Consider the following 24,243-nt stretch of genomic DNA (forward strand, 5'->3'; position numbering starts at 1 on the left):
CCCGCCTACCCACCCGGCAAAGCCCATGAACCCAGCTTTCAGCGACCAACCAAACCCCACCACGGAGGGGCTCCGCCGTTCGCCGACCCCCGCCGAAGGCGCGCGCTCGGCGGAAGAAAAAATTTCCAACAGACGTGTCGATTCCCGGCCCCCTGATTCGTTGTACCCAGTGAAGGGCACGCACCACGCGTCCCCACGGGAGACCACAATGAAAGTGATGGTGATCGTGAAGGCCAACGCCGACTCCGAAGCCGGCCGCATGCCCAGCGAACAGGACCTGTCTGAAATGGGCGCCTTCAACGAGCAGCTGGTCGCCGCCGGCATCATGCTGGCCGGCGAGGGCCTGCACGCCACCCAGCGCGGCCGCCGCATCCACTTCGGCCACGGCGCGCCGAAGGTCGAGGCCGGCCCGTTCGGCCCAGCCGACCAGCAGATTGCCGGCTTCTGGCTGTGGAACGTGCGCTCGCTGGAGGAGGCGGTGGAATGGGCCAGCCGTGCACCGTTCCGCAGTGGCGGCACGCTGGAAGTGCGTCCGCTGATCGCGCCGGAAGATTTCGGCGAGGCCTTCACCGCTGACCTGCAGCAGCAGGAACAGCGTCTGCGAGCACAGCTGCAGGATTGACCCGGATTACCCCGCCGGGCATGGCCCGGTGCAACCCACCTGAACCACACAACGGAGTAGTGCGATGAAACTGATTCCCTTTCTCGGCTTCAGCGGCCAGGCCCACGAGGCGATGGCGTTCTATGCCAAGGCACTGGGCGGCCAGGTCACCTCGGAAATGAAATATCGCGACATGCCGCCCTCCGATGGCTCGCCGGGCTGCAACGAAATGCCGCCGGAAACCCTGGACCACGTGGCACACAGCCAGCTGGAGATCGGCAACGCCATCCTGATGGCGGCCGACGGCCCCGGCGGTGGCGAGGGCGGCGCGACCACCATCAATGTCGATGTCGACAGCATCGAAGAAGCCGAGCGTGTGTTCGCCGCGCTGGCCGAAGGTGGCCAGGTGCAGATGCCGATCGCAGAGACCTTCTGGGCCCACCGCTGGGGCATGCTGGTCGACCGCTTCGGCAAGCCGTGGATGGTCAACTGCATGAAGCAGCCCTGATCCTTCTCTCTTCCGTCCGCAAGGAGCCTTACCGATGAGCGCACCACAACCGCAGATGATCTTCGTCAACCTGCCCGTGCAGGACCTGGAAAAATCCAAGGCGTTCTTCACCGCGCTGGGCTACAGCTTCAATCCAACCTACACCAATGATGATGCGGCCGGCATGGTCATCAGCGAGAGCATCTATGTGATGCTGCTGACCCAGCCTTTTTTCCAGCAGTTCACCAACAAACCGATTGCCGATGCGCACACCCGCACGGAGGTGATCAATGCACTCTCTGCGCCCAGTCGCGAGGCCGTTGACGTGCTGGTGGACAAGGCACTGGCCGCGGGCGCCAGCGAACCGCAGCCGGCACGCGACCTTGGCTTCATGTACCAGCGCGGCTTCCAGGACCTGGACGGGCACCTCTGGGAAATCGCACACATGGACGGCGAGCCGGGCTGACCGCTGCCGCAGGGAGAACCCTCATGGCTTACGTGGATGCTTGCGTGCTGCGTGCCCGCAGGACAAGGTCGCGGCCTACCGCCGCCATGTTCCGGGGGCGGCTTCAGGCCGATCGTTGAAGCGTGAGCTGCGGCGCTTGTGCGGGCCGGGCGTGCGTGCTGTGATCGGCGCATGCTCGAGCCCGCACTGACGCAGCGTTTGGAAACCCTCTGGCGGATGGAGTCGCCGGTGTTGATCGCGCGCCTGGCGCGGCTACTCGGTGGCGACGTCGGCCGTGCCGAGGAGTTGGCCCAGGACACCTGGCTGGCCGCGCTGGAGCGTTGGCCGGAGCAGGGCATCCCGGACAATCCCGGAGCCTGGCTGATGACCACCGCGCGCAACCGTGCCATCGATGTGCTGCGCCAGCACCAGCGGGTGGCGCAGCAGCACGCGCAATGGGGCGAGGAACTGCATCCGGCCGCGCTGCCGGCACTGGATGACAGCCAGGCGCTGGAAGACGACCTGGGGGACGATCTGCTGCGGCTGATGTTCGTGGCCTGCCACCCGGTGCTGCCCGCCGACGCGCGGGTGGCGCTGACCCTGCGCCTGCTGGGGGGGCTGACCACGCTGGAGATCGCCCGCGCGTTCCTGCAACCCGAGCCGACCATTGCCCAGCGCATCGTGCGTGCCAAACGCACCCTGGCGCAGAAGCAGGTGCCGTATGAAGTGCCACGCGCGGAGGCAATGCCCGAGCGGTTGGGCTCGGTGCTGGAGGCGATCTATCTGGTGTTCAACGAAGGCTATGCCGCCAGCAGCGGCGATGACTGGATGCGTCCGGCGCTGTGCGAGGAAGCGTTGCGGCTGGCGCGCATCCTGGCCTACCGGATGCCGGTGGCACCGGTGCTGGGCCTGCTGGCGCTGATGGAGCTGCAGGCCTCGCGCGCGATGGCGCGGGTGGATGCCGGCGGCGCGGCGGTGGTGCTGGATCAGCAGAACCGTGCCCGCTGGGACTGGCTGCAGATCGAGCGCGGCCAGCAGCTGCTGGCCCGCGCGCTGGCGGCCGGCGGCGGTGACGATCCCTACGTACTGCAGGCCCGCATTGCGGCCTGCCATGCCGGCGCGCGCCGCGCCGAGGATACCGACTGGGCGCGCATCGCTGCACTGTATGCACAGTTGCTGCAGGTGATGCCGTCGCCGGTGGTGGCGCTCAACCGGGTGGTGGCGGTGTCGCGCAGCGACGGCGCGTTTGCGGCCTGGGCGCTGCTGCAACCGTTGCTGGTCGATGCACGGTTGCAGGGCTATGCGCCGTTGCAGGTGGTGCGTGGCGACCTGCTGCAGCAGCTGGGCCGGCATGATGACGCCGCCAGCGCCTTCCAGCAGGCCGCCGAGATGACCGGCAACGCCCGCGAGCGTGCGCTGCTGCTGGCACGTGCCCAGCGATCGGGGGCAGCGCCGCTTGCCTGACCCGTTCGTGTTTCATCACCACCCCGGCAATCCACCGATGGCAGGTGCAGGGCGCAGCCCTGCCGAATCCCATTACACTCCAGAGAGATTTCCCTGCTGGAGAGAGCAATGAAGCGAGTAGCACTGGGCGTGCTGGCCCTTTCGGTGTCGAGCGCACTGATGGCGGCCACCCCGAAATTCGATGGCGCGCGGATCTCCGCCGACGTCAAGGAACTGGCCTCCGACGCCTACGAAGGCCGCTCGCCGGCGACGGCTGGCGAAGAGAAGACCGTTGCCTATCTCAGCAAGCAGTTCGCCGAGGCCGGGCTGCAGCCGGGCGGCGACCTCAAGGACGGCAAGCGCCTGTGGACCCAGGCCGTGCCGCTGCGCAAGGGCGACATCGTCGGCGCACCACAACTGGCGCTGCACCAGGGCGGCAAGACCGTGCCGCTGGAGCAGGGCAAGCAGATTGCCGTGCGCGCCGCCATGAACGGTGCCAGCAACGTCGACATCAGCAAGGCACCGCTGGTGTTCCTCGGCTACGGCGTGAAGGCACCGGAGCGCAACTGGGACGACTTCAAGGGCGTGGACCTGAAGGGCAAGATCGCCGTGGTGCTGATCAACGATCCGGACTTCGAGACCGGCCAGGGCGATTTCGACGGCAAGGGCATGACCTATTACGGCCGCTGGACCTATAAGTACGAGGAAGGCGCCCGCCAGGGCGCGCTGGGCGTGCTGATCGTGCACGAGACCGCGCCGGCCTCGTACGGCTGGGCCACCGTGGCCGGCTCCAACACCAACACCATGTTCGACGTGGTGCGTGACAACCCGGCCGGCAGCCATCCGCTGCTGGAAGGCTGGATCCAGCGTGACTTGGCGGTGGAGCTGTTCCGCTCGGCCGGACAGGACTTCGAAGCGCTGAAGAAGAAGGCGCAGCAGCGCGACTTCACCCCGGTGGCGCTGACCGGCGCCAGCCTGGATGCGAAGTACGCGGTGAAGACCGAAGTGATCACCTCGCACAACGTGGCCGCGCGCCTGGAAGGCAGCCGCCATCCGGATGAGACGATCATCTACAGCGCGCACTGGGACCACATCGGCGTGGGCGAGCCGGACGCACGCGGCGACCGCATCTTCAATGGTGCGCTGGACAACGCCAGCGGCACCGCCTCGCTGATCGAACTGGCGCGCGGCTTCGCCAAGGCCAAGCGCCCGGAGCGCTCGCTGCTGTTCCTGGCGGTCACCGCCGAGGAGAAGGGCCTGCTGGGATCGGAGTACTACGCCACCCATCCGCTGTACCCGCTGGAGAAGACCGTCGCGGTGATCAACATGGACGGCATGGCGCCGTTCGGCCCGTCGCGCGATTTCGGCATTTACGGTGCCGCGCGCTTCGAACTGCTGGACCAGCTGAAGGACGTGGCCAAGGGGTGGGACATCCGCTACACCCCGGACCCGAAGCCGGAAGCGGGCCTGTTCTTCCGCTCCGATCACTTCCCGTTTGCCAAGCGCGGCGTGCCGGCGCTGTCGTGGTCGGCCGGGCAGGACTGGGTGGACGGTGGCGTGGCCGCAGGCAAGAAGGCCTCCGAGGACTACACCGCCAAGCGCTACCACCAGCAGGGTGACGAATGGCAGCCGGACTGGGTGTTTGCCGGCGCTGCGCGCGACCTGGAAGTGCTGTACACGCTGGGCAGCCAGCTGGCCAATTCCCGGGCCTGGCCGAACTGGAGCAAGGACGAGTCGTTCCGCGCCGTACGTGACGCCAGCGCCGACCAGCGCAAATAACGGCATCCGGTAGTGCCGGCCACTGGCCGGCATTGCCGCTCCGGGACGCGCCGGGCCATGCCCGGCGTTTCCGTAACGGCTTCCATCGCCGCTTTCCCGGCCTTCGTCGCAGCCCGCTTGTTTGCGCGGCGGGCCGCCCTATGCTCGGCTCACCCCCTTCCTCCAAGGCGCCGCCGTGTTCGCCAGCCTCTCTCTCCTGATTCGCCACCTGCTGGCCTGGGCCGCCGCGCTGGTTGTTGCCGGCATGGTCTGGAGCGGCATCTTCAGCGGCATGAACGATGGCCCGGGCTGGGTGTTCGGCCTGCTGGCGATGTTCCTGATGATGTCCGCGCTGGGCAGCGCGATCACCCACATCCGCCGGGTCTGGCTGGTGGCCGGCCGGCTGGATGCGACCACGCTGTCCGGGCGCCAGCGCCGCCAGGTGGAACTGCCGATGGATGCCGGCCATGCCTACACGGTGGTGGAAGCGGCCATTGCCGAACTGCCGCGCGTGGAAGAGGTGGAAAGCTCGGCCGGCAGCCTGCAGGTGCGCGCCTACGTTCGCCGCGTCGATCTGTGGAACGGCCGCCAGCCCTCGCGCTGGAACCTGCCGGCGCGGTTGGCGATCAAGCGCAACAGCGTGCTGGCCACGGTCACCCCGGGGCAGGGCACCAGCACCGTCACCCTGCTGTTTGAACCCGATGCCGGCTGGTGGGCCGACCTGCTGGCGCTGGACGAGGGCAGCAACTACGAGAATGCCGAAGCGGTGACGCGCGCGATCAGCCGCCGCGTGGCCGACCAGCGCCGCGATGAGCAGGCCGCTGCCGAACAGACCCAGGTGGAAAAGGAACTGTCGGTGGCGCGCTTGAACCTGCTGCATGCACAGGTGGAACCGCACTTCCTGTACAACACGCTGGCCAATGCGCAGGTGCTGACCCGCACCGATCCGGCGCGCGCCGAACAGATGCTCGGCCACCTGATCCAGTACCTGCGCAGCTCGCTGCCGCAGGTGGACGAATCGGTGTCGACGCTGGGCGTGGAGCTGGAACGCACCCGCGCCTACCTGGAGATCCTGCGCATCCGCATGGGCGCACGCCTGGCGGTGGAGGTGCAGGTACCGAACGAACTGCACGGCGTGCACCTGCCGGCAATGGCGCTGCAGACGCTGGTGGAGAACGCGATCAAGCACGGCCTGGAACCGAAGCCGGGCGGTGGCACGGTGTGGATCCTTGCGCGCGGCTTCGATGACCACGTGACGGTGACCGTGGCCGACGATGGCCTCGGCTTCGGCCAGGGTACCAGCGGCACCGGCATCGGACTGAAGAACCTGCGCGAGCGCCTGCGCCTGACCTGCGGTGAGCAGGCCGGCGTGGCGATCGTCGCCAATTTCCCCAGTGGCGTGGCCGCGACCATGACCCTGCCGCAGTCGCACAAGGAGCGCAGCCATGCCGCTTGAAGCCCTGATCGCCGAAGACGAAGAACTGCTGCGGCAGTCACTGGTGGAACAGTTGCGCCGGCTGTGGCCGGAGCTGAAGCTTGTGGCCGAATGCGAGGACGGCGCCAGCGCGCTGGAGCAGCTGGCCGAGAAACAGCCGGACATCGCCTTCCTCGACATCCGCATGCCCGGCATCAGTGGCATCGAGGTCGCGCGCTCGCTGTCCGAACTGAGCCCGCGCACCCAGGTGGTGTTTGTCACCGCCTACGACCAGTACGCGATCGACGCGTTCGAGCAGGGCGCGATGGATTACCTGTTGAAGCCGGTCAGCGACGAACGCCTGTTGGCGACCCGCGAGCGCATCCTGTCGCGGCTGCCCTCGACGCGCCAGGACGATGCGGTGCTGGAGCGCCTGCTGCAGCGGCTGGGCCCGTCGCAGGGCGCTGCCGAGCGCCCGCCGCTGGCCTGGATCACCGCCAGCAACGGCCGCGAGACGCAGCTGATCATGCTGGAAGACGTGGCCTACTTCCGCGCCGACAACAAGTACACCACGGTGGTCACGGCCGCGGGTGAGAGCCTGCTGCGCACGCCGTTGCGCGAGCTGCTGGAGGTGCTCGACCCGCAGCACTTCCGCCAGATCCACCGTTCGACCATCGTGAACATGAAGGCGGTGGCGGCGGTGAGCCGCGACGATACCGGGCGCGGCGTGCTGCGCCTGCGCGAGCGTGCCGAGACGCTGGTGGTCAGCCAGCCGTTCATGAGCCTGTTCCGCGGCATGTGATCGATGCGCGCTGCTGGAAGAACAATGCCACCGTGAGTGATCACGGTGGCATTGTGGGTCCCCCCGCTTTCTTGATGGATCAGTAGGCCGGTTGCAGTGTCAGTTCGTGGTGGTGCTCGGTTTCACCGACATGGTTCAGCCGCCCCACCAGTTCCGAGTGCTGCTTCATGCGCCCGATCTCGGTCATGATGCGGATGTCCTCGTGGCGCAGCTCGCGCTTGGCCGTGACCGCCTGCTTGTAGTCCAGCACTTCCGGGTAGTGCTCGGCCAGGTCCAGCGCTTCGGCCACGTGCTCGACGCTGTCGGCCTTGGAGCTGATGCGGGCGCGGCTGTTGAAGGCCTTCATCCAGCGCTCGAAACCGGCCTGCTGATCGAACATGTTGGCCATGAACCAGATCACGAACAGGATCGACACCCACGAGCCGAACACGATCACCACCCGGGTGAAGGTGATATGGAAGTCGTCGCGCCACAGGTAGTTGGCGATCAGGCCCAGGATCAGCAGCGACGCCGCCTGCCAGCCCACGATCGAGGCGATCAGCCATTGGCACTTGGCCTGGGCCAGCACCGCCACTTCATCACGGATCTGCTGCTCGCTGAGAGTGCGCCAGTGCGCGACCTGTCTGTCGAACGGGCTGCTGTAGAGCTCGTTGTCGCGAAGCAGAATTCCCAAACCCTTGAACAAAGCAATCATGGCTGGCTCCTTGTGGAACGTGCGTCGATCAGCATTTGACGGTGTGGCGGGTTCAGTTCTAGCACTTCCAGCGAGCCGTGCAATGGGCCTAATGCCAAGCGGCGCAAGGGTTTTGTCTGAATGGGTGAAAATTGACGCGGTGCAGCATTGCGGCCGCAGCCTGCGACAGGATGTCGCAGGGTGAAACGTGCTGCGGCCGCACATGAAACCGTGGCTGAGTGCAGACACTCGCCGCCGGCGCCGTGATCGCCCAGAATCGGGGCCGACCGCGCAACGCGTGGCCGCACTTCCGCCCTTCCTGGACCCGTGATGCCCGCCCTGCTGCAGCGACTGTCCCGCCCCGTCACCGCGCCGATCCGGCGTTGGGTGCTGGAGGCCTTCCCGCGTGGCCGGAGCGGCATCGATTACGACCATCCGCTGGGCGATCCGGGCTGGTTCGGCCCGGACAGCGTCACCTGGCGGCTGCACGCCGAGTTCCCCTCGATGCTGGCCGGCGGGTTGTGCGCGCTGATGCTGCAGACTCTGCACCCGCGCGCGCTGGCCGGGGTCTACGACCACTCCAATTTCCGCCAGGACCTGGTGGGCCGGCTGCGCCGCACCACCGCGTTCGTCGCCGGCACCAGCTACGCGCCGCGCGCCGAGGTGGAGGCGCTGGTGAGCAAGGTACGTCGCATCCATGCGCAGATCCGCGGCCAGACCGCGCAGGGCGAGCCGTACGCCGCCGATGACCCGCAGTTGCTGACCTGGGTGCACGTGACCGAAGCGTTTGGTTTCCTGCAGGGCTTTCGCCGCTACGGGCGCGAGGTGCCCGAGCACATCGCCGATCGCTACTATGACGAGTATCGCCGCGTGGCCGAAGCATTGGGTGCGGTCGATGTGCCGCGCAGCGAAGCGGGCGTGGCGGCGTATTTCCGCGCACGGCAAGCAGAGCTGCGCGTGGATGAGCGTTCGCGCGAAGTGCTGGGGGTGTTGTCCGGCGTGCGCCTGCCGGTACCGGTGCCGGGACTGTCGCGCGAAGTGTTCCTCGGCGCCGGCGCGGCGCTGCTGCCGGACTGGGCCGATGCCATGCTCGATCGCACGGGCCGCCAGCATGCGCAGGCGGCGGCGTCGGCGAAACTGATGCAGGGCATGGCACCGCTGTTCCGTCGCGCGCTGCCCGATGGCCTGGCCAGCCGCGCCTGTGCGCGCATGGGCGTGCCGGTGGCCGTGCTGCGCGAGTGGCCCACCGTTCCCAGGTAGGTGCCAACCTTGGTTGGCACGCGTTGCGTGATAACGCTTCATCCACGGATGGCGTGGATCTACTGACGCCATGGTTCTGGTGGGTGCCGCCCTGGTTGGCATCCCGAAACGTGCCCCCGGAAATGAAACGGGCGCCTTGCGGCGCCCGTTCCGGTTACATCACCACACCTTGACCCGCTTGTCCGGGGCCAGGTACAGCTTCTGGCCTTCCTTCACGTCGAACGCCGGGTACCAGGCGTCGATGTTGCGCACGGTCAGTGCGCGGAACTGGCCCGGGGCATGCACGTCGGTCAGCAGCGAATTGCGCAGCGCCTGCTCGCGGCTCTTGCTGCGCCAGGCCTGGGCGAAGCCGAGGAAGAAGCGCTGTTCCGGGCTGAAGCCTTCCAGGGTCTGGCCCGGCTTGCCCTGCAGCGACAGCTGGTAAGCGTCGTAGGCGGTGCCGAGGCCGGCCACGTCGGCGATGTTCTCACCCAGGGTCAGCTTGCCGTTCACATGAACGCCGGGGAACGGCTCGTAGCTGCTGAACTGCGCGGCCAGTGCATCACCGGCGGCGTTGAACTGCTTCAGGTCCTCGGCCGTCCACCAGTTGTGCAGCTTGCCGGTCTCGTCGAACAGCGCGCCGGCGTTGTCGAAGCCGTGGCTGATCTCATGGCCGATCACCGCGCCGATCGCACCGTAGTTCACCGCGTCGTCAGCGGCGCCGTCGAAGAACGGCGGCTGCAGGATCGCGGCCGGGAACACCAGGCGGTTCTCCAGCGGCACGTTCATCGCGTTGATGGTCTGCGGCAGCATCGCCCACTCACTGTGGTCAACCGGCTTGCCCAGCTTGGCGATGTTGCGCTGGTACTCGAACAGCTCGGCGCGCTGCGCATTGCCCAGCGGGTCGTCACGGCGGATCTCAAGGCCGCTGTAGTCGCGCCACTTCTCCGGGTAGCCCATGCCCACGCTCAGGCCAGCGACCTTGGCCTTGGCATGCGCCTTGGTCTGCGGCGACATCCACGACAGCGCGTCGATGCGCTTGGCAAAGGCGGCGATGATGTTCTTGGCCATCTCATCGGCGCGTTCCTTGGTCTTGGCGTCGAAGTGCTTCTCGACGTAGCGCTTGCCGATGGCCTCGCCGACCGCATGGTTGGCATCGTCCACCGCGCGCTTCCAACGGTCGCTCTGCTGCGGCGTGCCGCTCAGCGCGGTGCCATGGAAGGCGAAGCGGGCATCGGCGAACTTCTTCGGCAGGTAGGCGGCGGCACGGTCAAGGGCGTGGAAGGCCAGGTAGTCCTTCCACACCTCCAGCGGCTCGGTGGCGACCAGCTTGGACAGGCCGGCCACGGCCTTGGGCTGCCACACGATGAAGTCCTGCTGTTCGCCCAGCGCGGCGGCATCGAGGAAGGCGTTCCAGTCCATGCCTGGTGCCTTGGCACTGAAGTCGGCCCGGGTCCACGGGTTGGCACCCTTGGTCACGTCGTTGGTTTCTTCCTGGGTGGCGTGCGCCTGCGCGATCCTGGTCTCCAGCGCGAGGATGCGCTGTGCCTTGCCAGCCGGGTCGGCGACGCCGGCCAGCTGCAGCATCTGCGCGATGTAGGCCTGGTACTGCTTGCGCAGCTCGGCCATGCGGCCATCACCCAGGTAGAAGTCGCGGTCGGGCATGCCCAGGCCGCCCTGCACCAGGTAGGGGGCGGTGCGGTCCGGCTGCAGCATGTCCACCGACACCCACAGGCCGAACAGGCGGTCGGTGTAGAAGTTGGTGGCGTTGAGCAGGTCGACGTCGGCGCGCATTTCGCCGCCGAGGGTGCGGGCCAGGCCGGCCTTGTCGGCGATCGCTTCGATCGCCTTCAGCTGCGGCTGCACCGGGGCGATGCCGTGCTGCTCGATGCCGGCTTCGTCCATGTACGCGGCGTAGTAGTCACCGATCAGCTTGTCGTCACCGCTGGCCTGGGTGTTGCCGGCCGCACCCTCGAGGATGGCGCGGGTGTCGGCCAGGGTCTTTTCGGCGATGACGTTGAAGCTGCCGAAACGCGAACGGTCGGCCGGGATCTCGGTGTTCTTCACCCAGGTGCCGTTGGCGAAGCCGAAGAAATCGTCGCCGGCGGCGATGCTGCGGTCCATGCCGCTGGCATCGAAGCCGAAGCTGCCCAGCATCGGCTTGGCGGCTGCGGGGGCGGCATCGACCGGCGCGGCGGTGCCGGCTGCCGGATCGGCCGGGCGGTCGCAGGCGGCCAGGGACAGGCTGGCAACGATGGCCAGCGCCAGGGTGGGACGGCGCAGCTTGGACATGGACTTCTCTTGCAGCGGGAAAACACCAAGTCTAATCCGCTGCGGGGCGGCTGGCCGCTCCCACGCGCCCGCTGTGCTGTGCAGCATCTGGCTGAACGCGCGGGCGTGACCTTCACGCCGTCATCGGGGTGGTGCATGCTGGCCGCTGGCGCCCTGCGCGGACACGGGGAGGTGACCATGCGGGGCAGGGTCAGGCGTCAAGAATGGCGTCCGCCGGCCGTTGAGGTCGGGGATGTGGAGGATTCGTTCGCGCATGAAGCCAGCCGACGGCACAAGGACACCCAACCGATGCCCGCGTTGAAACGGGCGTTGGCCCGACCCCTGCGCGCCATCACCTGGGGCGGCGTGCTGCTGGGGGTGCTGCTGGTGGCCGGGTTGACCACGATGCTGGTCAACGACCACCACCGCCGCCTGGAAGCCGCACAGCGGCAGAGCCGTGCGCTGGCGGTGGGCAGCGAACGCCTGCTGGCGCTGGAACTGCGCAATCTGGAGCGGGCGATGATCGGCATTGCCGGCGATGCGAGCGAGCTGTTCCGCAGCGTGCCGGCGCAGGCACCGGCCTTGCTCGATGCCGCCATCGGCGGTGTGCTGCGTCGCCACGCCGAGCTGCACAGCATCGTGGTGCTCGACCGCCATGGGCGTGCACTGACCGCCGGCAGCGGCGACCTGCAGCTGCCGCTGTGGACCGACCCGCAGCGACGCGGCCAGGGCAGCGCGTTGTACATCGGCCCACCATTGCGGGCCAGCGACGGCGGCTGGGTGGTGCCGCTGGCGTTGCCGATGAGCGGTGAGCGCTGGCTGCTGGCGCGGCTGCGCTGTGCCGAACTGCAGCGCATTGCCGGTGGACTGGATGTGGGCCCGAACGGGCTGGTCTCGATCAGCGACGCCGAAGGCTACATGCTGGCGCGTGTGCCTGATCCGCATGGCACGGTGGGCCGCCGTTACGATCTTCCGCGGCGTGACCTGCTGGGCCAGCAGGCCGTGGTCGAACTGGGCAGCCTGGCCGGCGTGGTGGATGGCGTGCCGCGCATCACCACGATCAGCACGCTCGACCGCAGCCCGCTGGCGGTGCAGGTGGGGTTGGCCGACGAAGACGTGCTGGCGCCGTGGTGGCCCTACCTGCAGGCGTCGGTGGCGATCGTGCTGGCCTACGTGCTGGTGTTGCTGGTGCTGCTGTACGCGGTACGCCGCACCACGCGCCGGCAGCAGTCGATGGCCGAGGAACTGAAAGCGGGCCATGCCGAGCTGCGACTTGCCCATCAGGTCGGACGGGTCTGCACCTGGTACGTGGACGAAGACGCGGCATTGCTGCGCTGGTCGCCGTTGGCGCGCGAGATCTTCGGGGTGCAGACCGACGCGCTGCCGGTGGCGGACTTCTTCGCGCGCGTGCACCGCGATGACGCCGCGCGCCTGCAGCAGGCGTTCGACCAGGCCTTCGCCGGTGGTGCGGTGCTGGATGAGGTATTCCGCCTGGTGCTGCCCGGAGGCGACGTGCGCTGGGTGGGTGCGCGCGGCCAGCGCGTGGAAGTGGCCGACAGCGAGCGGCGCATGATCGGTGCGCTGACCGACCTGAGCGAGCGCTACCAGGCGCGAGCACAGATGAGCGAGGTCGAACGCCGCTTCCGCCTGTTGTTCGACCGCAATCCGGCGCCGTTCTGGGTATTCGATCCGGACACGCTGCGCTTCATCGAAGTCAACGACGCTGCGGTGCGGCAGTACGGCTACAGCCGCGAGGAATTCCTGGCGATGAGCATCCTCGACATCCGCCCGCGCGAAGGCTGGGACGAGGTGAAGGGCGCCATTGCCAGGGCCCGCGTCGGCGAACTGCAGGACGCGACGGTGCGCCTGCATCGGCGCAAGGACGGCAGCGTATTCGAAGTGCGCGCGCACCTGTCCAAGCTCGATTTCGATGGCCAGCCGGCCTGTCTGGTGCTGGCCGAGGACGTAAGCGAACGCCTGGCCTACGAACGTGACCTGGCCTACCAGGCGCGTCACAACCCGGCCACCGGCCTGCTCAACGTGCGCGCGCTGACCGGGCAGCTGGATGAGCACGACGTTGGCTACACCATAGCCTTCGTGCAGCTGCGCGGCCTGCAGCTGGTGGCCGACACCCTGGGTCGCGAGATCGGCGATGCCGTGTTGCAGTCGATGGCGACCCGGCTGGGTGGGCTGGGCGCCCGCTGCGGCACGCTGGCGTTCCAGCCGGCCGAAGACTTCGTGTTGGCCATCGGCGCCGAGCACGACACCCAGCGTGTGCTCGACGACCTGCTGCAGATCGTGTCGGCACCGATGCGCGGCAAGGACTCGCTGCACCAGTTCGAGCCGCGCGTGGGCGTGGCCGTGCATGTGGCCGGTGATGGCCACAACGCCGAACAGGTGATCGGCATGGCCGCACAGGCGGCGCATGCGGCGCGCGCCGAGGGTAACGTGGTGGTGTGGTTCGATGCTGCGGTGACCACGCGGTTGGCCGACCGCCTGCGCCTGGCCGGACGTATCCATGCGGCCATCGACAACGAGTTCCAGCTGTATTTCCAGCCGATCCGGCATGCCGGTGACGGCAGCCCGGCGGCGCTGGAGGCGCTGCTGCGCTGGCCGCAGGCCGACGGCAGCTTCATCCCGCCCAATGAGTTCATCCCGTTGTGCGAGGACACCGGCCTGATCCTGGCCCTGGGCCGCTGGGTGATCCGCGCGGCGGCCAAGGCGCAGCGGCGGCTGGTCGAGGCCGGTTGGGGCGAGCTGCCGATCGCGGTCAATGTCTCGGCCGTGCAGTTCTTCAACAGCGATCTGGTGGCCGAGTTCACCCACGCCCAGCAGGAGTTCGGCCTGGCCCGCGGCGCGCTGCACGTGGAGCTGACCGAGAGCAGCCTGATGCGCAAGCCGGCGCAGGCGATGCAGACCATGCAGCGCCTGCACGAGCAGGGCATCAGCGTGTCGCTGGATGATTTCGGCACCGGCTATTCCAGCATGTCCTACCTGCAGCACCTGCCGCTGGACATCCTGAAGATCGACCGCAGTTTCGTCGCCGACGTGGAAACCAATCCGCGCAATGCCTCGATCTGCCGCGCGCTGCTGTCGCTGGGCCACAGCATGGGGCTGACCATCATCGCCGAGGGAGTGGAGACGCCCGGGCAGCTGGACTGGCTGGCCGCGCACGGCTGCGACCAGGTGCAGGGCTACCTGCTGGGACGCCCGGCGCCGCTGGAACGGATCATCGACGCGTTGGATGAAGTCCCCGCATGAGTGGTAGCGGCGGCCGCTGGCCGGCAAGCGCGGACTCGGCTACACCCCGCTTTCCACCAGGTGGTCAATGAAACTGCGCACCTTCGGTGCGAGGTGGCTGCGGCTGGCATAGACCGCGAAGATGCCGATCGGCGCCGCTTCCCATTCGGTCAGGATGCGCACCAGCCGGCCATCGGCCAGAGCGTCGTGCAGCAGGAAATCCGGTTGCAGGATCACGCCCATGCCGGCAATTGCCGCTTCGCGCAGCACATCGCCGTTGTTGGCGTGCAGCAGGCTGTGCACCGCCACTTTCACTTCGCCGCCTGGGCCCTGCAGTGGCCAGTGATCGCCGGCCGACCAGTAGCTGTAGCCCAGGCAGGCATGCGCTTGCAGGTCGTGCGGGACCTGAGGGGTACCGCGTGCGGCCAGGTACGACGGTGCGGCACACAGGCTCACCCGCGATTCGCCCAGGCGGCGCGCGATCAGCGCCGGGCTCGGCTGGCGGGTGATGCGGATGGCCACGTCGTAACCTTCCTCGACCATGTCCACCAGCCGGTCGGACAGAGCCAGATCCAGCTCGACCTGCGGGAAGCGCTGGCGGTAGCTGGCCAGCAACGGCCCGAGGCGGGCGATGCCCCAGCTGACCGGTGCGTTGATCCGCAACGTGCCGGAAGGCTCCAGTGCCTGCGCGCCGATGCTGGCCTCCAGCGCGTCGAACTCGGCCAGCAGGCGCACGCACTGGGCGTAGTAGGCGGCGCCGGCACTGGTTGGACTGACCCGGCGCGTGGTGCGGTGGAGCAGGCGGGTGGACAGGCGCTTTTCGAGCGCGGCCACCTGGCGGGTGACGCCGGCCGTGGACAGGTCCAGGGCCTGTGCGGCGGCGCTGAAGCCGTTGCGCTCGACCACCGCCACGAATACGCGCATCGCCTCAAGGGTGTCCATTGTTGCGTCTTTTGAAATAAATGCGGTCAGAAGATCGTATTTATCGCTCCGTGAAGACGCAATAACCTGTGCGTGTTCCCACCGAGGTGCTTGCCCATGCCCACCACGACCGCTCCTGTTTCTTCGCTGGCCCCGTATGGCGCCACCCTGCTGCGCCTGGCCCTGGGTGTGCTGTTCCTGGCCCATGCGCTGACCAAGCTGCTGGTGTTCACCCCGGCGGGCACCGCGGCATTCTTCGAATCGCTGGGCCTGCCCGGCGTACTCGGCTACCTGACCATCGGCGTGGAGCTGGCCATCACCGCCGCGCTGCTGCTGGGCATCTATGCGCGCTGGGTCGGCCTGGCCGGTGTGCCGCTGCTGCTGGGCACCATCGTCACCGTGCACGGCGCCAATGGCTTCGGCTTCGCCAATGCCGGCGGCGGCTGGGAATACCCGGCGTTCTGGGCACTGGCGCTGGTGGTGCTGTTCCTGGTCGGCGACGGCAAGTGGACCCTGCGTTCGCGCTGATCGCCGCCTGATCCTGCAACTGGAGAATTCCATGTCCCGTCTGCCTTCGCTGTACATCTCGCATGGTTCGCCGATGACCGCCCTGCACCCGGGCCAGGTCGGCGTGCGCCTGGCCGAGCTGGCGCAGGATCTGCCGACGCCGCGTGCCATCGTGATGGCGTCGGCGCATTGGCTGGGCCGGCAGCCGCGGGTCGGCGCGCATCCGCAGCCGCCGACCATCCACGATTTCGGCGGCTTCCCGCGCGCGCTGTTCGAACTGCAATACCCGGCGCCCGGTGATCCGGCGCTGGCCGAAGAGGTGGCCGGCCGCATCGCCGCCGCCGGCCTGCCAGTGGCCATCGACCCGCAGCGTGGCCTGGACCATGGTGCGTGGGTGCCGCTGCGGCTGCTGCGCCCGCAGGGTGATATCCCGGTGGTGCCAGTGTCGATCCAGCCGCTGCTTGGCCCCGAGCACCAGTTCGCGCTGGGCCGCGCGTTGGCGCCACTACGCGAGCAGGGCGTGCTGCTGGTCGGCTCGGGCAGCATCACCCACAACCTGCACGACTGGGGTGACTACCAGGACGGCAAGGAAGCGCCGTACGTGCGGCCCTTCATCGAATGGGTGGAGCAGCGCCTGGCCGCCGATGACCGCCAGGCCCTCTTCGACTATCGCCGGCAGGCGCCGTTCGCCGAACGCGCGCATCCGACCGACGAGCACCTGCTGCCGCTGTTCTTCGCGATGGGCGCGGCGGGCGAGGGCGGCTTCGGTGCGCGCCGCATCGACGCCGGCATCGATGCCGGCTTCCTGGCCATGGACCTGTACCGCTTCGACGGGGCATGAGCCGGGGCTGACGCATGGCCGCTCCCTTTGTCGCGGGTGCGGCCGCGTGTGGTAGTTTTTCCCGGGTTTCCGGCGCTGGCCTTCGAGCCTCTCCCCGCGCGCCGCTTCCTGGAAGAAGCATGCATACCATCGAAGTCGTCCTGGCGATGCTGGTGGCCGTTGTCGCCAGCGGCTACCTGGTCCGCGTCCTGCCGTTCTCGTTGCCGTTGCCCCTGGTGCAGATCGGCCTGGGCGCGGTGATTGCCGGGGTATTCAACCGCGGCCACGCGCTGGAGCCGGAGGTGTTCTTCCTGCTGTTCCTGCCGCCGCTGCTGTTCCTCGATGGCTGGCGCATTCCCAAGCAGGGCCTGTTCCGCGACAAGGGCGCGATCCTCGAGCTGGCGTTCGGCCTGGTGGTGTTCACCGTGATCGGTGCGGGGTTCCTGATCCACTGGCTGATTCCGGTGATGCCGCTGGCGGTGTGCTTCGCGCTGGCGGCGATCGTCTCGCCGACCGATCCGGTGGCGGTCGGTGCGATCGCTTCCAAGGCACCGATCCCCAAGCGCCTGATGCACATCCTGGAAGGCGAGTCGCTGCTCAACGATGCCTCCGGCCTGGTCTGCTTCCGCTTCGCCGTGGCCGCGGTGATGACCGGCACCTTCTCGCTGGCTACCGCCTCACTGACCTTCGTGTGGGTGGCCGTGGCCGGCCTGGCGGTGGGCGTGGCGGTCACGTTGGGTGTGTCCACCTTCCAGCGCTGGCTGTGGCGCCGCTTCGGCGAAGAGCCGGGCGCGGCGATGCTGGTCAACCTGCTCATTCCGTTCGCGGCCTACCTGCTGGCCGAAGAAATCCATGCCTCGGGCATCCTCGCCGCTGTCGCCGCCGGCATCGCGATGAGCTACGTGGAGCTGACCGGCCGCGTCTCCGGCAGCATGCGCGTGCAGCGTGCCGGGGTCTGGAACATGCTGCAGTTCAGCTTCAACGGCATCATGTTCGTGCTGCTGGGCGAGCAGCTGCCGGGCATCGTCGAACGCGCGACCACCACCATGAACGAGAGCGGCCACCAGAGCGCGTGGTGGCTGCTGGTCTACGTGGTGGTGATCAACCTGGCGCTGATCACCCTGCGCCTGCTGTGGGTGTGGCTGTCGCTGCGCTGGAACCTGCTGCGTGCGCGGCGGCGTGGCCTGGAGCGCGGCGAAGCGCCGAACTGGCGCATCGTGGTGGCGACCTCGGTGGCCGGCGTACGCGGTGCGATCACCCTGGCCGGTGTGTTGACCTTGCCGCTGTTCCTGCCCGACGGCAGCGCCTTCCCGGCGCGCGATCTGGTGATCTTCCTGGCGGCCTCGGTGATCCTGTTCTCGCTGCTGGGCGCCAGCATCGCGCTGCCACAGCTGCTGAAGGGCCTGCAGTTGCCGGCCGACTCGGGCGAGCGCAAGGAAGAGGACCTGGCACGCCGGCTGTCGTCCAAGGCCGCACTGGCCGGGGTCGAGCGCATGCGCCAGCAGTTGGTGATGAACCAGAACACCGAGAACGTGCAGCTGTACAACGATGCCGCTTCGCGGGTGAGCCTGCTCTACCAGCGCCACCTGGAACGCGACAGCGAGGGGCCCGACGTGGACCCGGAGAAGGTGCGGCGCATGGAAATGGGCTACCGCCAGCTGCGCAGCGCCGGCCTCAATGCCGAGCGCGAGGAACTGTTCCGGCTGACCCGGCGCGGGGTGATCTCCGATGAGATCTCGCGGCGCCTGATCCGCAACCTGGACCTGCTGGAGTCGCGCAAGCGCGAGTGACCGTGTACCCCGGGTGGGTGCGGACCTTGGTCCGCGTTGATCGGGGTCAGATCCCTTTCCGCAGGAAAGGGATCTGACCCCAGGATCCGGGAGCCGTGCTTATTCCGGCTTCTGGTCCAGGAAATACACCTCGACCTTGCCCTTGACCTTGATGGTCATCGGGTTGCCGCGGCGGTCGCGGGCCTTGCCGGCCTGCACGCGGATCCAGCCTTCGCTGACCGAGTATTCCTCGACATTGTCGCGCTCGACGTCGTTGAACCGCACGCCGACGCCGCGCTCCAGCGCCTGCGCATCATGGAAGGGGCTGGCCGGGTTGATCGCCAGGTGGTCGGGAGGGGTATCGCTCATCGCTTCATTCACAGTGACGGCCACCAAGGCCGGCTTCAGCGGCACAGGATAAACCGTAGAATGCCGGCCTGCCCCAAGGAATGCCGACCATGCCCGACAACAGCGACTATTTCGACTTCGAGGAAGACGCCCACGATTTCGACGAGGACGATTTCGAGGCGCGGGTCTGGAACCTGCTGGTGCTGATCAACCCGGGCGACGAAGAACTGGCCTTGCAGCAGTTCAACCGCTGGCGCGAGCACCTGGCCGAGGACGGGCAGCCACTGGAAGCGGACAGCGACTGGCTGCCGGCCCTGTTCACGGCCATCGCCTGGCAGTCCGGATTCGAGGTGGAGCGCGATGACCTGGAGTCGCTGCAGTCGGCGGTGAACGAGCTGTCGGCGCGCTTCAACCTGCAGCTGGACTGGGGCGGCGACCTGGATGATGAGGATTTCGCCGCCGATCTGGACGGGGTGCAGCTGATGTCCACCGCCTTCGACCGCCTGCGCGAGCACAACTACACGCTGTGGAGCGTGGATGCCGGCAACGACGGCTTCAGCGGCGTGATGGCGCTGACCCGCGACGACGACGCGATGCTGGCGCTGTGTTCGCTGCTGAACGTGGAAATCCGGCTGGGCAGCGACCCGTTCTGAGCGATGGGCCGATCCGCCGGGCACGACCCGGCGGCGACGATCTGCTGGGCGCGGCCTGACGGGTTGACCCGCTGAGGACGACCCGACGGGGTAGAGTCGGTGCCGGTTGGTGTCCGGCGAACCCGCGGCGCTGCTTACGGCCGGTATTGCGCCCGGGCGTTGGCGATCACCGCTTTGACCAGCTCGCGGTCGGTGTGCCGGGAAATCGCCCGCGCACCCAGCGCGATGGCCTGCGCGCGCAGTTCAGTGGTGACATCGTAGTGGGCGCCGCTGGCCTTGTTCTGGAAGGCCCGTGGTGGAATGCCGAGCTGCGCCGCCATCGCGTGCAGCTCGGCCAGGGTGTCGGCCATCAGGTGCGCCCAGCGCTGTCCGCGCCAGGCATGCACCGCGTCATCGACGTAGACCGTCACCGCCGCGGCCGGTTCAGGCCTGCGGCTTGCTGTCGCTGTCAGCGGCCGGGGCGGCATCGGCAGTGGCCTGTTCGGCCACGGTGCCTTCGGCGGCTTCGCCTTCCTCGCCTTCAGCAGCATCGACGCCTTCGAACTCGGCGACCAGCTTGTCCAGGTATTCGTCGGCGGTCTGCTCGGATTCGGCCGCCAGGGTGTCCAGCAGCTTCTGCAGCAACTCGGAGTACTCCAGGTTGACCTTGCGGCCTTCCTTCTCCTGCACGTTGGCCAGATGCTTGAGCATGGCCAGCATCGGCACCGGGTTCTCGGCGTTGCCCATGGTCTGGCCGCCGATGGCCAGCAGCCACTCGCGGCCCTGCAGGCCGATGGCCGCGACCACCTGGCCGTCTTCGCTGGTCAGCACGGCGTGGTTCTGCACCTGCTGCTGGGCGTTCAGGCGGAGGAACGGGCGCTTGCCCTGCTGCTTCTTGCGCTTGTCGCGCTTGGCCTTGGAGTTCTGGGACATGGGGGTGGGATCACCTGGAAACGGAAAGACCGCCATTGTACCGGCCGCACGCAGGCGGGGTCAGATCCCTTTCCATGGGAAAGCGATCTGACCCTGGTTCAGCGTGCCACGGGCGCTGCCTCACCTTGCGCGGCCTGCACGTCGGGGTCGGCGGTCGGCGCCGACAGTCCCACCTGCGGGCCGGCGCCGGCCAGCGCGGCCGCCTCGGCGGCCTGGGTCATCACCACGATGCTGATGCGGCGGTTGATCGGGTTCTGCGGGTCGGCCTTGTCAAACAGCACCGACGAGGACAGGCCCACCACGCGGGTGATCTTGCCGTCGTCCAGGCCACCATCGATCAGCGCGCGACGGGCGGCATTGGCACGGTCGGCGCTCAGCTCCCAGTTGCCGTAGCCGTGCGCGGCCGAATACGCGGTGATGTCGGTGTGGCCGGTCAGGCTGATCCGGTTCGGCACATGGTTCAGGTAATTGGCCAGCTCGTGCAGGATCTGCTGGGTGTAGGGCTTCAGCGTGGCGCTGCCGAGGTCGAACATCGGCCGGTTCTGCTTGTCCACGATCTGGATGCGCAGGCCCTCCGGGGTCAGGTCCAGCAGCAGCTGGTCCTTGAACGGTTCCAGTGCCTGGCTCCTGCTGATCGCTTCCTGCAGCTCCTTCATCAGTGCTTCCAGCTGCTGCTTGTCGCGCTGCTGCTGGTCCACCGGCTGCGGCACCGCTTCCTTCTGGTTCTGGAAGGGATCGTTGCTGCTGCCGCGCGAGATGTCGGTGGCACCGCCCAGCTTGATCATCGAGGTGCTGGCACCGCCCGGGCCGGCCATGCCGGGCGCGGGCGTGGCGTTCTGCCCGCTCAGCGGGCTGGGGTTGCGGAAGTACTCGGAAATGGCCGCACGGTCGTTCTTGTTGGTGGTGGCCATCAGCCACAGCACCAGGAAGAAGGCCATCATCGCGGTCACGAAGTCGGCATAGGCCACCTTCCACGACCCTCCGTGGTGAGCGGCGTGGCCGGCCTTCCTGACCCGGCGGACGATGACGGTGGGCTTGTTCTCGGCCATGGCTTACTTGACCGTCTTCAGGTGCTGCTCAAAATCGGAGAAGGCCGGGCGCACGTTCGACGGCAGCGTCTTGCGGGCGAATTCCAGCGCGATCTTCGGGTTGTAGCCGCGCAGGCAGGCCAGCAGAGCAGTCTTCACCGATTCGTAGATGCGGCTGTCCTGTTCGGCGCGCGCTTCCATCGCCGCCGCCATCGGGCCGACGAAACCATAGCCCAGCAGGATGCCGAGGAAGGTGCCGACCAGTGCACCGGCCACGTGGCCACCAACCTCGACGATGTCGCCACCGATCGAGCCCATGGTGATGACGATGCCCAGCACCGCCGCGACGATACCGAAACCGGGCAGTCCGTCGGCCACCTTGGTCAGCACCTGCGACGGCGCCATCGCCTCGGCATGGTGTTTTTCCAGCTCCAGCTCCAGCAGGGGCTCCAGCTCGTGCGGCTCGATGTTGCTGCCGATCATCAGGCGCAGGCAGTCGGTGATGAAGTCGATCAGGTGGTGGTCGGCCTGCACCTTGGGATAGTTGCCGAACAGGGCGCTTTCGGCCGGACGCTCGACATGGTCTTCCAGCGCCATGAAGCCCTCGCGGCGGGCCTTGTTGAGCAGTTCATAGAGCAGGCTGAGGACGTCGATGTAGTCCTGCTGCTTGTAGCGCGGGCCCTTGAACACGCCAACCATGGCCTGCAGGGTCTGCTTGACCGTCTTGGCCGGGGTACCGACCAGGAACGCACCCAGCGCGGCACCGCCGATGATGACCAGCTCATACGGCTGCCACAGCGCCCCCAGGCGGCCATGTGCGCCGAGGTAGCCGCCCAGCACGCTGATGATGACAACCAGGAATCCAACGATGATGAGCATGGCGCAACGCAAGGAGCGGGGATATCTCCTTGTCGGCCCATCACCGGGTTTTCTGAAGAGGGAATTCTGTGAAATCGGTCAGCGGGGTGTTTCAGCCTGCCAGGCCGCTTTCGGCGCCGCCACGCTGCAACGGGTCCGGCCACGGCTCGCCGTTGCCGGTGAACGAAAGTGAGACGGAATTCAGGCAGTGGCGCTCGTAGGTCGGCGGCGGGCCGTCCGGGAACACGTGGCCCAGGTGGCTGCCGCAGCGGGCGCAGGTGATCTCAGTGCGCACCATGCCGTGGCTGGTGTCGCGGATCTCGCGCACGTGCGCCGGGTCGAACGGGGCGAAGAAGCTGGGCCAGCCGGTGCCGGAATCGAACTTGGTGCTGGAGCGGAACAACGGCAGCGCGCACAGCCGGCAGCAGTAGACGCCCTCGCGCTTGTTGTCCAGGAACACGCCGCAGAACGGTGCCTCGGTGCCGTGCTGCAGCAGCACGCGGCGCTCTTCGTTGCTGAGGCCGGCGACCAGCGCCTCGGTCTGGGTGGCAGTGGGGGGCGTCAGGTCGAAGGCGGTCATGGCGGCGCTCGGTAAGGTCGTGGCCTGGGGATGCGGGAAAGGTGGGGGTGACCGCCCTGGCTTGCAAGTGTGATGGCCGTTCATGGGGGGCACACGCACACGGGCGCAAGGTGAAGCCGATCCACGCTGGAGCGTGCCATGAAACCGACCCTTTCCCTGCTGTTGATCGCCCTGCTGCCGACGATGGCGCTGGCCCAGGTGCCCACCGCCGACCCGACCACTACGCGCAGCGCCGCCACCGTGGCCCCAGCGCCGGTGCCACCGCCGCCACAGGCCGCACGCCCGCAACCGCAGGTGCTGCCAACGCCGCAGCCGACGCAGCCGATCAAGTCCACCGGTCCGGCCCAGGTCGCGCCACCCTCGGTGCCGAAACCGGCTGACAAGGTCTACGACCGCAACGGCCGCATCATTCCCGGGGTGCGCCCGGCCGGGCCGAACCGCGTGTTCGACTCGCGCACGGGGCGCTATTACGACAGCGTGCCGCAGGGCGACGGCCAGCAGATCCGCTAGCGCGGTGCTGAACGCACGAAAACGACCGCGTGCGGATCACTGCTTTTTCGCCTGCGATTAACCGTTCCGGCACCACCGTGGCCATGCGTCGGCGACCTGCCGCCGCATGTCCTTCGTCCACTGGATCACGCTCATGAAAAACCAGCAGAACCGTCATCCCGGCAAGGAACCGCAGGGCCGCAACCCGCAGCAACAGCAACAGCAACAACAGCAACAACAGCAGCAGATGGATCAGCGGCAGCCGCACAAGGGTGGCAAGCAGCAGGAACAGCGCTCGCAGAAGCATCCGCAGCAGCGCTGACGGATCCGGGGCCGGATCCCGCGCAGCGGGCTCTGACCCTTCGCAGCCCCCGCCGGGGTCGGATCCCGCACAGCAGCCCCCGCCGGGGTCGGATCCTGCGCAGCGGGCTCTGACCCCGTCCTGCAACCGCCTCAATCCGGAATCGGCAGGCTCAGCGTCTCCTTCACCTCTTCCATCACGATGTAGCTCTTCGACTCACGCACGTGCGGCAGTGTCAGCAGGGTGCTGCCCAACAACTTGCGGTAGGAGGCCATCTCGCTGATCCGTGCCTTCAGCAGGTAATCGAAGTCGCCCGAGACCAGGTGGCACTCCAGCACGTTGGGCAGCTTCAGCGCCGCGCGCCGGAACTCCTCGAAGATGTCGCCGGACTTGTAGGCCAGGCTGATCTCCACGAACACCAGCAGGCTGGCCTTCACTGCGGCCGGGTCGAGGTGGGCGTGGTAGCCGGTGATCACCGCTTCGCGTTCCAGCCGGCGCACGCGTTCGGTGCATGGGGTGGTGGACAGGCCGACCCGCTCACCCAGTTCGGTGAAGGAAATACGGCCCTCGGCCTGGAGGATGCGCAGGATCTTGCGGTCGATCTTGTCCAGTTCGCGGGTTCGGGTGGCCATGGCCGTCAACCTTCGGGAATGAATTGCAGGAGAACATCCTGCCGGTGTATTT

The 24,243-nt window shown here is 67.8% G+C and carries 25 protein-coding genes; 15 read left to right on the top strand and 10 right to left on the bottom strand.

The annotated features are described in order from the left end of the window. Positions 1 to 208 precede the first annotated feature (208 nt). The 7 genes from ARC23_RS16410 to ARC23_RS16440 all read left to right on the top strand — a co-directional run bounded on the left by ARC23_RS16410 (position 209) and on the right by ARC23_RS16440 (position 6,950). A complete protein-coding gene (locus ARC23_RS16410; protein ID WP_057498185.1) occupies positions 209 to 622 on the top strand; it encodes a YciI family protein in 414 nt (137 codons plus the stop codon). A gap of 64 nt (positions 623 to 686) precedes the next feature. Beyond that, positions 687 to 1,109 carry a VOC family protein gene (locus ARC23_RS16415; protein WP_057498186.1) on the top strand — a complete coding sequence of 141 codons (423 nt, stop codon included), beginning with the start codon at positions 687 to 689 and terminating at the stop codon, positions 1,107 to 1,109. Between the two features lie 34 nt (positions 1,110 to 1,143). Next, entirely contained in the window at positions 1,144 to 1,554 is a 411-nt protein-coding gene (locus tag ARC23_RS16420) for a VOC family protein (protein WP_057498187.1), read from the top strand. A 171-nt stretch (positions 1,555 to 1,725) separates the two neighbouring features. Next, complete coding sequence (locus ARC23_RS16425; RefSeq protein ID WP_057498188.1) at positions 1,726 to 2,997, top strand: RNA polymerase sigma factor; 1,272 nt, start codon at positions 1,726 to 1,728, stop codon at positions 2,995 to 2,997. Positions 2,998 to 3,105: 108 nt separating this feature from the next. Further along, entirely contained in the window at positions 3,106 to 4,755 is a 1,650-nt protein-coding gene (locus ARC23_RS16430; RefSeq protein WP_057498189.1) for a M28 family metallopeptidase, read from the top strand. Between the two features lie 175 nt (positions 4,756 to 4,930). Next, positions 4,931 to 6,190 (top strand): sensor histidine kinase, encoded by a 1,260-nt coding sequence (locus ARC23_RS16435; RefSeq protein WP_057498190.1) that lies wholly within the window; start codon positions 4,931 to 4,933, stop codon positions 6,188 to 6,190. After that, the gene (locus ARC23_RS16440; RefSeq protein WP_057498191.1) at positions 6,180 to 6,950 is read left to right on the top strand and encodes a LytR/AlgR family response regulator transcription factor; all 771 of its coding nucleotides are present in this window, start codon (positions 6,180 to 6,182) and stop codon (positions 6,948 to 6,950) included. The genes ARC23_RS16435 and ARC23_RS16440 overlap by 11 nt, the downstream gene beginning before the upstream one ends. A 79-nt stretch (positions 6,951 to 7,029) precedes the next feature. On the opposite strand, the gene ARC23_RS16445 is transcribed toward ARC23_RS16440, so the two are convergent. Continuing rightward, entirely contained in the window at positions 7,030 to 7,644 is a 615-nt protein-coding gene (locus ARC23_RS16445; protein ID WP_057498192.1) for a hypothetical protein, read from the bottom strand. Positions 7,645 to 7,953: 309 nt separating this feature from the next. On the opposite strand from ARC23_RS16445, the gene ARC23_RS16450 reads away from it, so the two are divergent. Further along, positions 7,954 to 8,883: an oxygenase MpaB family protein gene (locus tag ARC23_RS16450; protein ID WP_057498193.1), complete on the top strand. Its 930-nt coding sequence runs from the start codon at positions 7,954 to 7,956 to the stop codon at positions 8,881 to 8,883. Between the two features lie 159 nt (positions 8,884 to 9,042). Here ARC23_RS16450 and ARC23_RS16455 read toward each other — a convergent pair whose 3' ends face one another. Continuing rightward, complete coding sequence (locus ARC23_RS16455; RefSeq protein WP_057498194.1) at positions 9,043 to 11,154, bottom strand: M13 family metallopeptidase; 2,112 nt, start codon at positions 11,152 to 11,154, stop codon at positions 9,043 to 9,045. Between the two features lie 177 nt (positions 11,155 to 11,331). On the opposite strand from ARC23_RS16455, the gene ARC23_RS16460 reads away from it, so the two are divergent. Beyond that, a complete protein-coding gene (locus ARC23_RS16460) occupies positions 11,332 to 14,394 on the top strand; it encodes a bifunctional diguanylate cyclase/phosphodiesterase (protein ID WP_057498217.1) in 3,063 nt (1,020 codons plus the stop codon). 39 nt (positions 14,395 to 14,433) lie between these two features. Here the strand turns inward: ARC23_RS16460 and ARC23_RS16465 are convergent, their stop codons facing one another. Then, complete coding sequence (locus ARC23_RS16465; RefSeq protein ID WP_057498195.1) at positions 14,434 to 15,315, bottom strand: LysR family transcriptional regulator; 882 nt, start codon at positions 15,313 to 15,315, stop codon at positions 14,434 to 14,436. Between the two features lie 96 nt (positions 15,316 to 15,411). Here ARC23_RS16465 and ARC23_RS16470 point away from each other — a divergent pair, with 96 nt between their 5' ends. The 3 genes from ARC23_RS16470 to ARC23_RS16480 all read left to right on the top strand — a co-directional run bounded on the left by ARC23_RS16470 (position 15,412) and on the right by ARC23_RS16480 (position 18,411). Then, positions 15,412 to 15,822 (top strand): DoxX family protein, encoded by a 411-nt coding sequence (locus ARC23_RS16470; RefSeq protein WP_057498196.1) that lies wholly within the window; start codon positions 15,412 to 15,414, stop codon positions 15,820 to 15,822. A gap of 31 nt (positions 15,823 to 15,853) precedes the next feature. After that, the gene (locus tag ARC23_RS16475) at positions 15,854 to 16,642 is read left to right on the top strand and encodes a dioxygenase family protein (RefSeq protein WP_057498197.1); all 789 of its coding nucleotides are present in this window, start codon (positions 15,854 to 15,856) and stop codon (positions 16,640 to 16,642) included. Between the two features lie 119 nt (positions 16,643 to 16,761). Continuing rightward, positions 16,762 to 18,411, top strand: coding sequence for a Na+/H+ antiporter (locus ARC23_RS16480; protein WP_057498198.1), 1,650 nt, complete (start codon positions 16,762 to 16,764; stop codon positions 18,409 to 18,411). Positions 18,412 to 18,510: 99 nt separating this feature from the next. Here ARC23_RS16480 and ARC23_RS16485 read toward each other — a convergent pair whose 3' ends face one another. Then, positions 18,511 to 18,759 (bottom strand): DUF3297 family protein, encoded by a 249-nt coding sequence (locus tag ARC23_RS16485; RefSeq protein ID WP_005415112.1) that lies wholly within the window; start codon positions 18,757 to 18,759, stop codon positions 18,511 to 18,513. Positions 18,760 to 18,848: 89 nt separating this feature from the next. Between ARC23_RS16485 and ARC23_RS16490 the strand changes: the two genes are divergently transcribed. Next, a complete protein-coding gene (locus ARC23_RS16490) occupies positions 18,849 to 19,391 on the top strand; it encodes a DUF6630 family protein (protein ID WP_057498199.1) in 543 nt (180 codons plus the stop codon). A 134-nt stretch (positions 19,392 to 19,525) separates the two neighbouring features. Here ARC23_RS16490 and ARC23_RS16495 read toward each other — a convergent pair whose 3' ends face one another. The 5 genes from ARC23_RS16495 to msrB form a co-directional block, all read right to left on the bottom strand. Next, the gene (locus tag ARC23_RS16495; protein ID WP_057498200.1) at positions 19,526 to 19,801 is read right to left on the bottom strand and encodes a DUF4031 domain-containing protein; all 276 of its coding nucleotides are present in this window, start codon (positions 19,799 to 19,801) and stop codon (positions 19,526 to 19,528) included. A 13-nt stretch (positions 19,802 to 19,814) separates the two neighbouring features. Further along, a complete protein-coding gene (locus ARC23_RS16500) occupies positions 19,815 to 20,303 on the bottom strand; it encodes a hypothetical protein (protein ID WP_057498201.1) in 489 nt (162 codons plus the stop codon). A 98-nt stretch (positions 20,304 to 20,401) separates the two neighbouring features. Continuing rightward, complete coding sequence (gene motB / locus ARC23_RS16505; RefSeq protein WP_057498202.1) at positions 20,402 to 21,352, bottom strand: flagellar motor protein MotB; 951 nt, start codon at positions 21,350 to 21,352, stop codon at positions 20,402 to 20,404. A gap of 3 nt (positions 21,353 to 21,355) precedes the next feature. Next, positions 21,356 to 22,210, bottom strand: coding sequence for a flagellar motor stator protein MotA (gene motA / locus ARC23_RS16510; protein ID WP_008264562.1), 855 nt, complete (start codon positions 22,208 to 22,210; stop codon positions 21,356 to 21,358). A gap of 91 nt (positions 22,211 to 22,301) precedes the next feature. Beyond that, positions 22,302 to 22,769 (bottom strand): peptide-methionine (R)-S-oxide reductase MsrB, encoded by a 468-nt coding sequence (gene msrB, locus ARC23_RS16515; protein ID WP_057498203.1) that lies wholly within the window; start codon positions 22,767 to 22,769, stop codon positions 22,302 to 22,304. A 138-nt stretch (positions 22,770 to 22,907) separates the two neighbouring features. Between msrB and ARC23_RS16520 the strand changes: the two genes are divergently transcribed. Next, positions 22,908 to 23,279, top strand: a complete 372-nt coding sequence (locus tag ARC23_RS16520) for a hypothetical protein (protein ID WP_057498204.1) — start codon at positions 22,908 to 22,910, stop codon at positions 23,277 to 23,279. Positions 23,280 to 23,385: 106 nt separating this feature from the next. After that, positions 23,386 to 23,580 (top strand): hypothetical protein, encoded by a 195-nt coding sequence (locus ARC23_RS16525; RefSeq protein WP_057498205.1) that lies wholly within the window; start codon positions 23,386 to 23,388, stop codon positions 23,578 to 23,580. A gap of 131 nt (positions 23,581 to 23,711) precedes the next feature. On the opposite strand, the gene ARC23_RS16530 is transcribed toward ARC23_RS16525, so the two are convergent. Then, the gene (locus tag ARC23_RS16530) at positions 23,712 to 24,191 is read right to left on the bottom strand and encodes an Lrp/AsnC ligand binding domain-containing protein (protein ID WP_004140558.1); all 480 of its coding nucleotides are present in this window, start codon (positions 24,189 to 24,191) and stop codon (positions 23,712 to 23,714) included. Positions 24,192 to 24,243 lie beyond the last annotated feature (52 nt).

Source organism: Stenotrophomonas beteli (assembly GCF_001431665.1).
In the GTDB taxonomy this organism is placed as follows: Bacteria; Pseudomonadota; Gammaproteobacteria; order Xanthomonadales; family Xanthomonadaceae; genus Stenotrophomonas; species Stenotrophomonas beteli.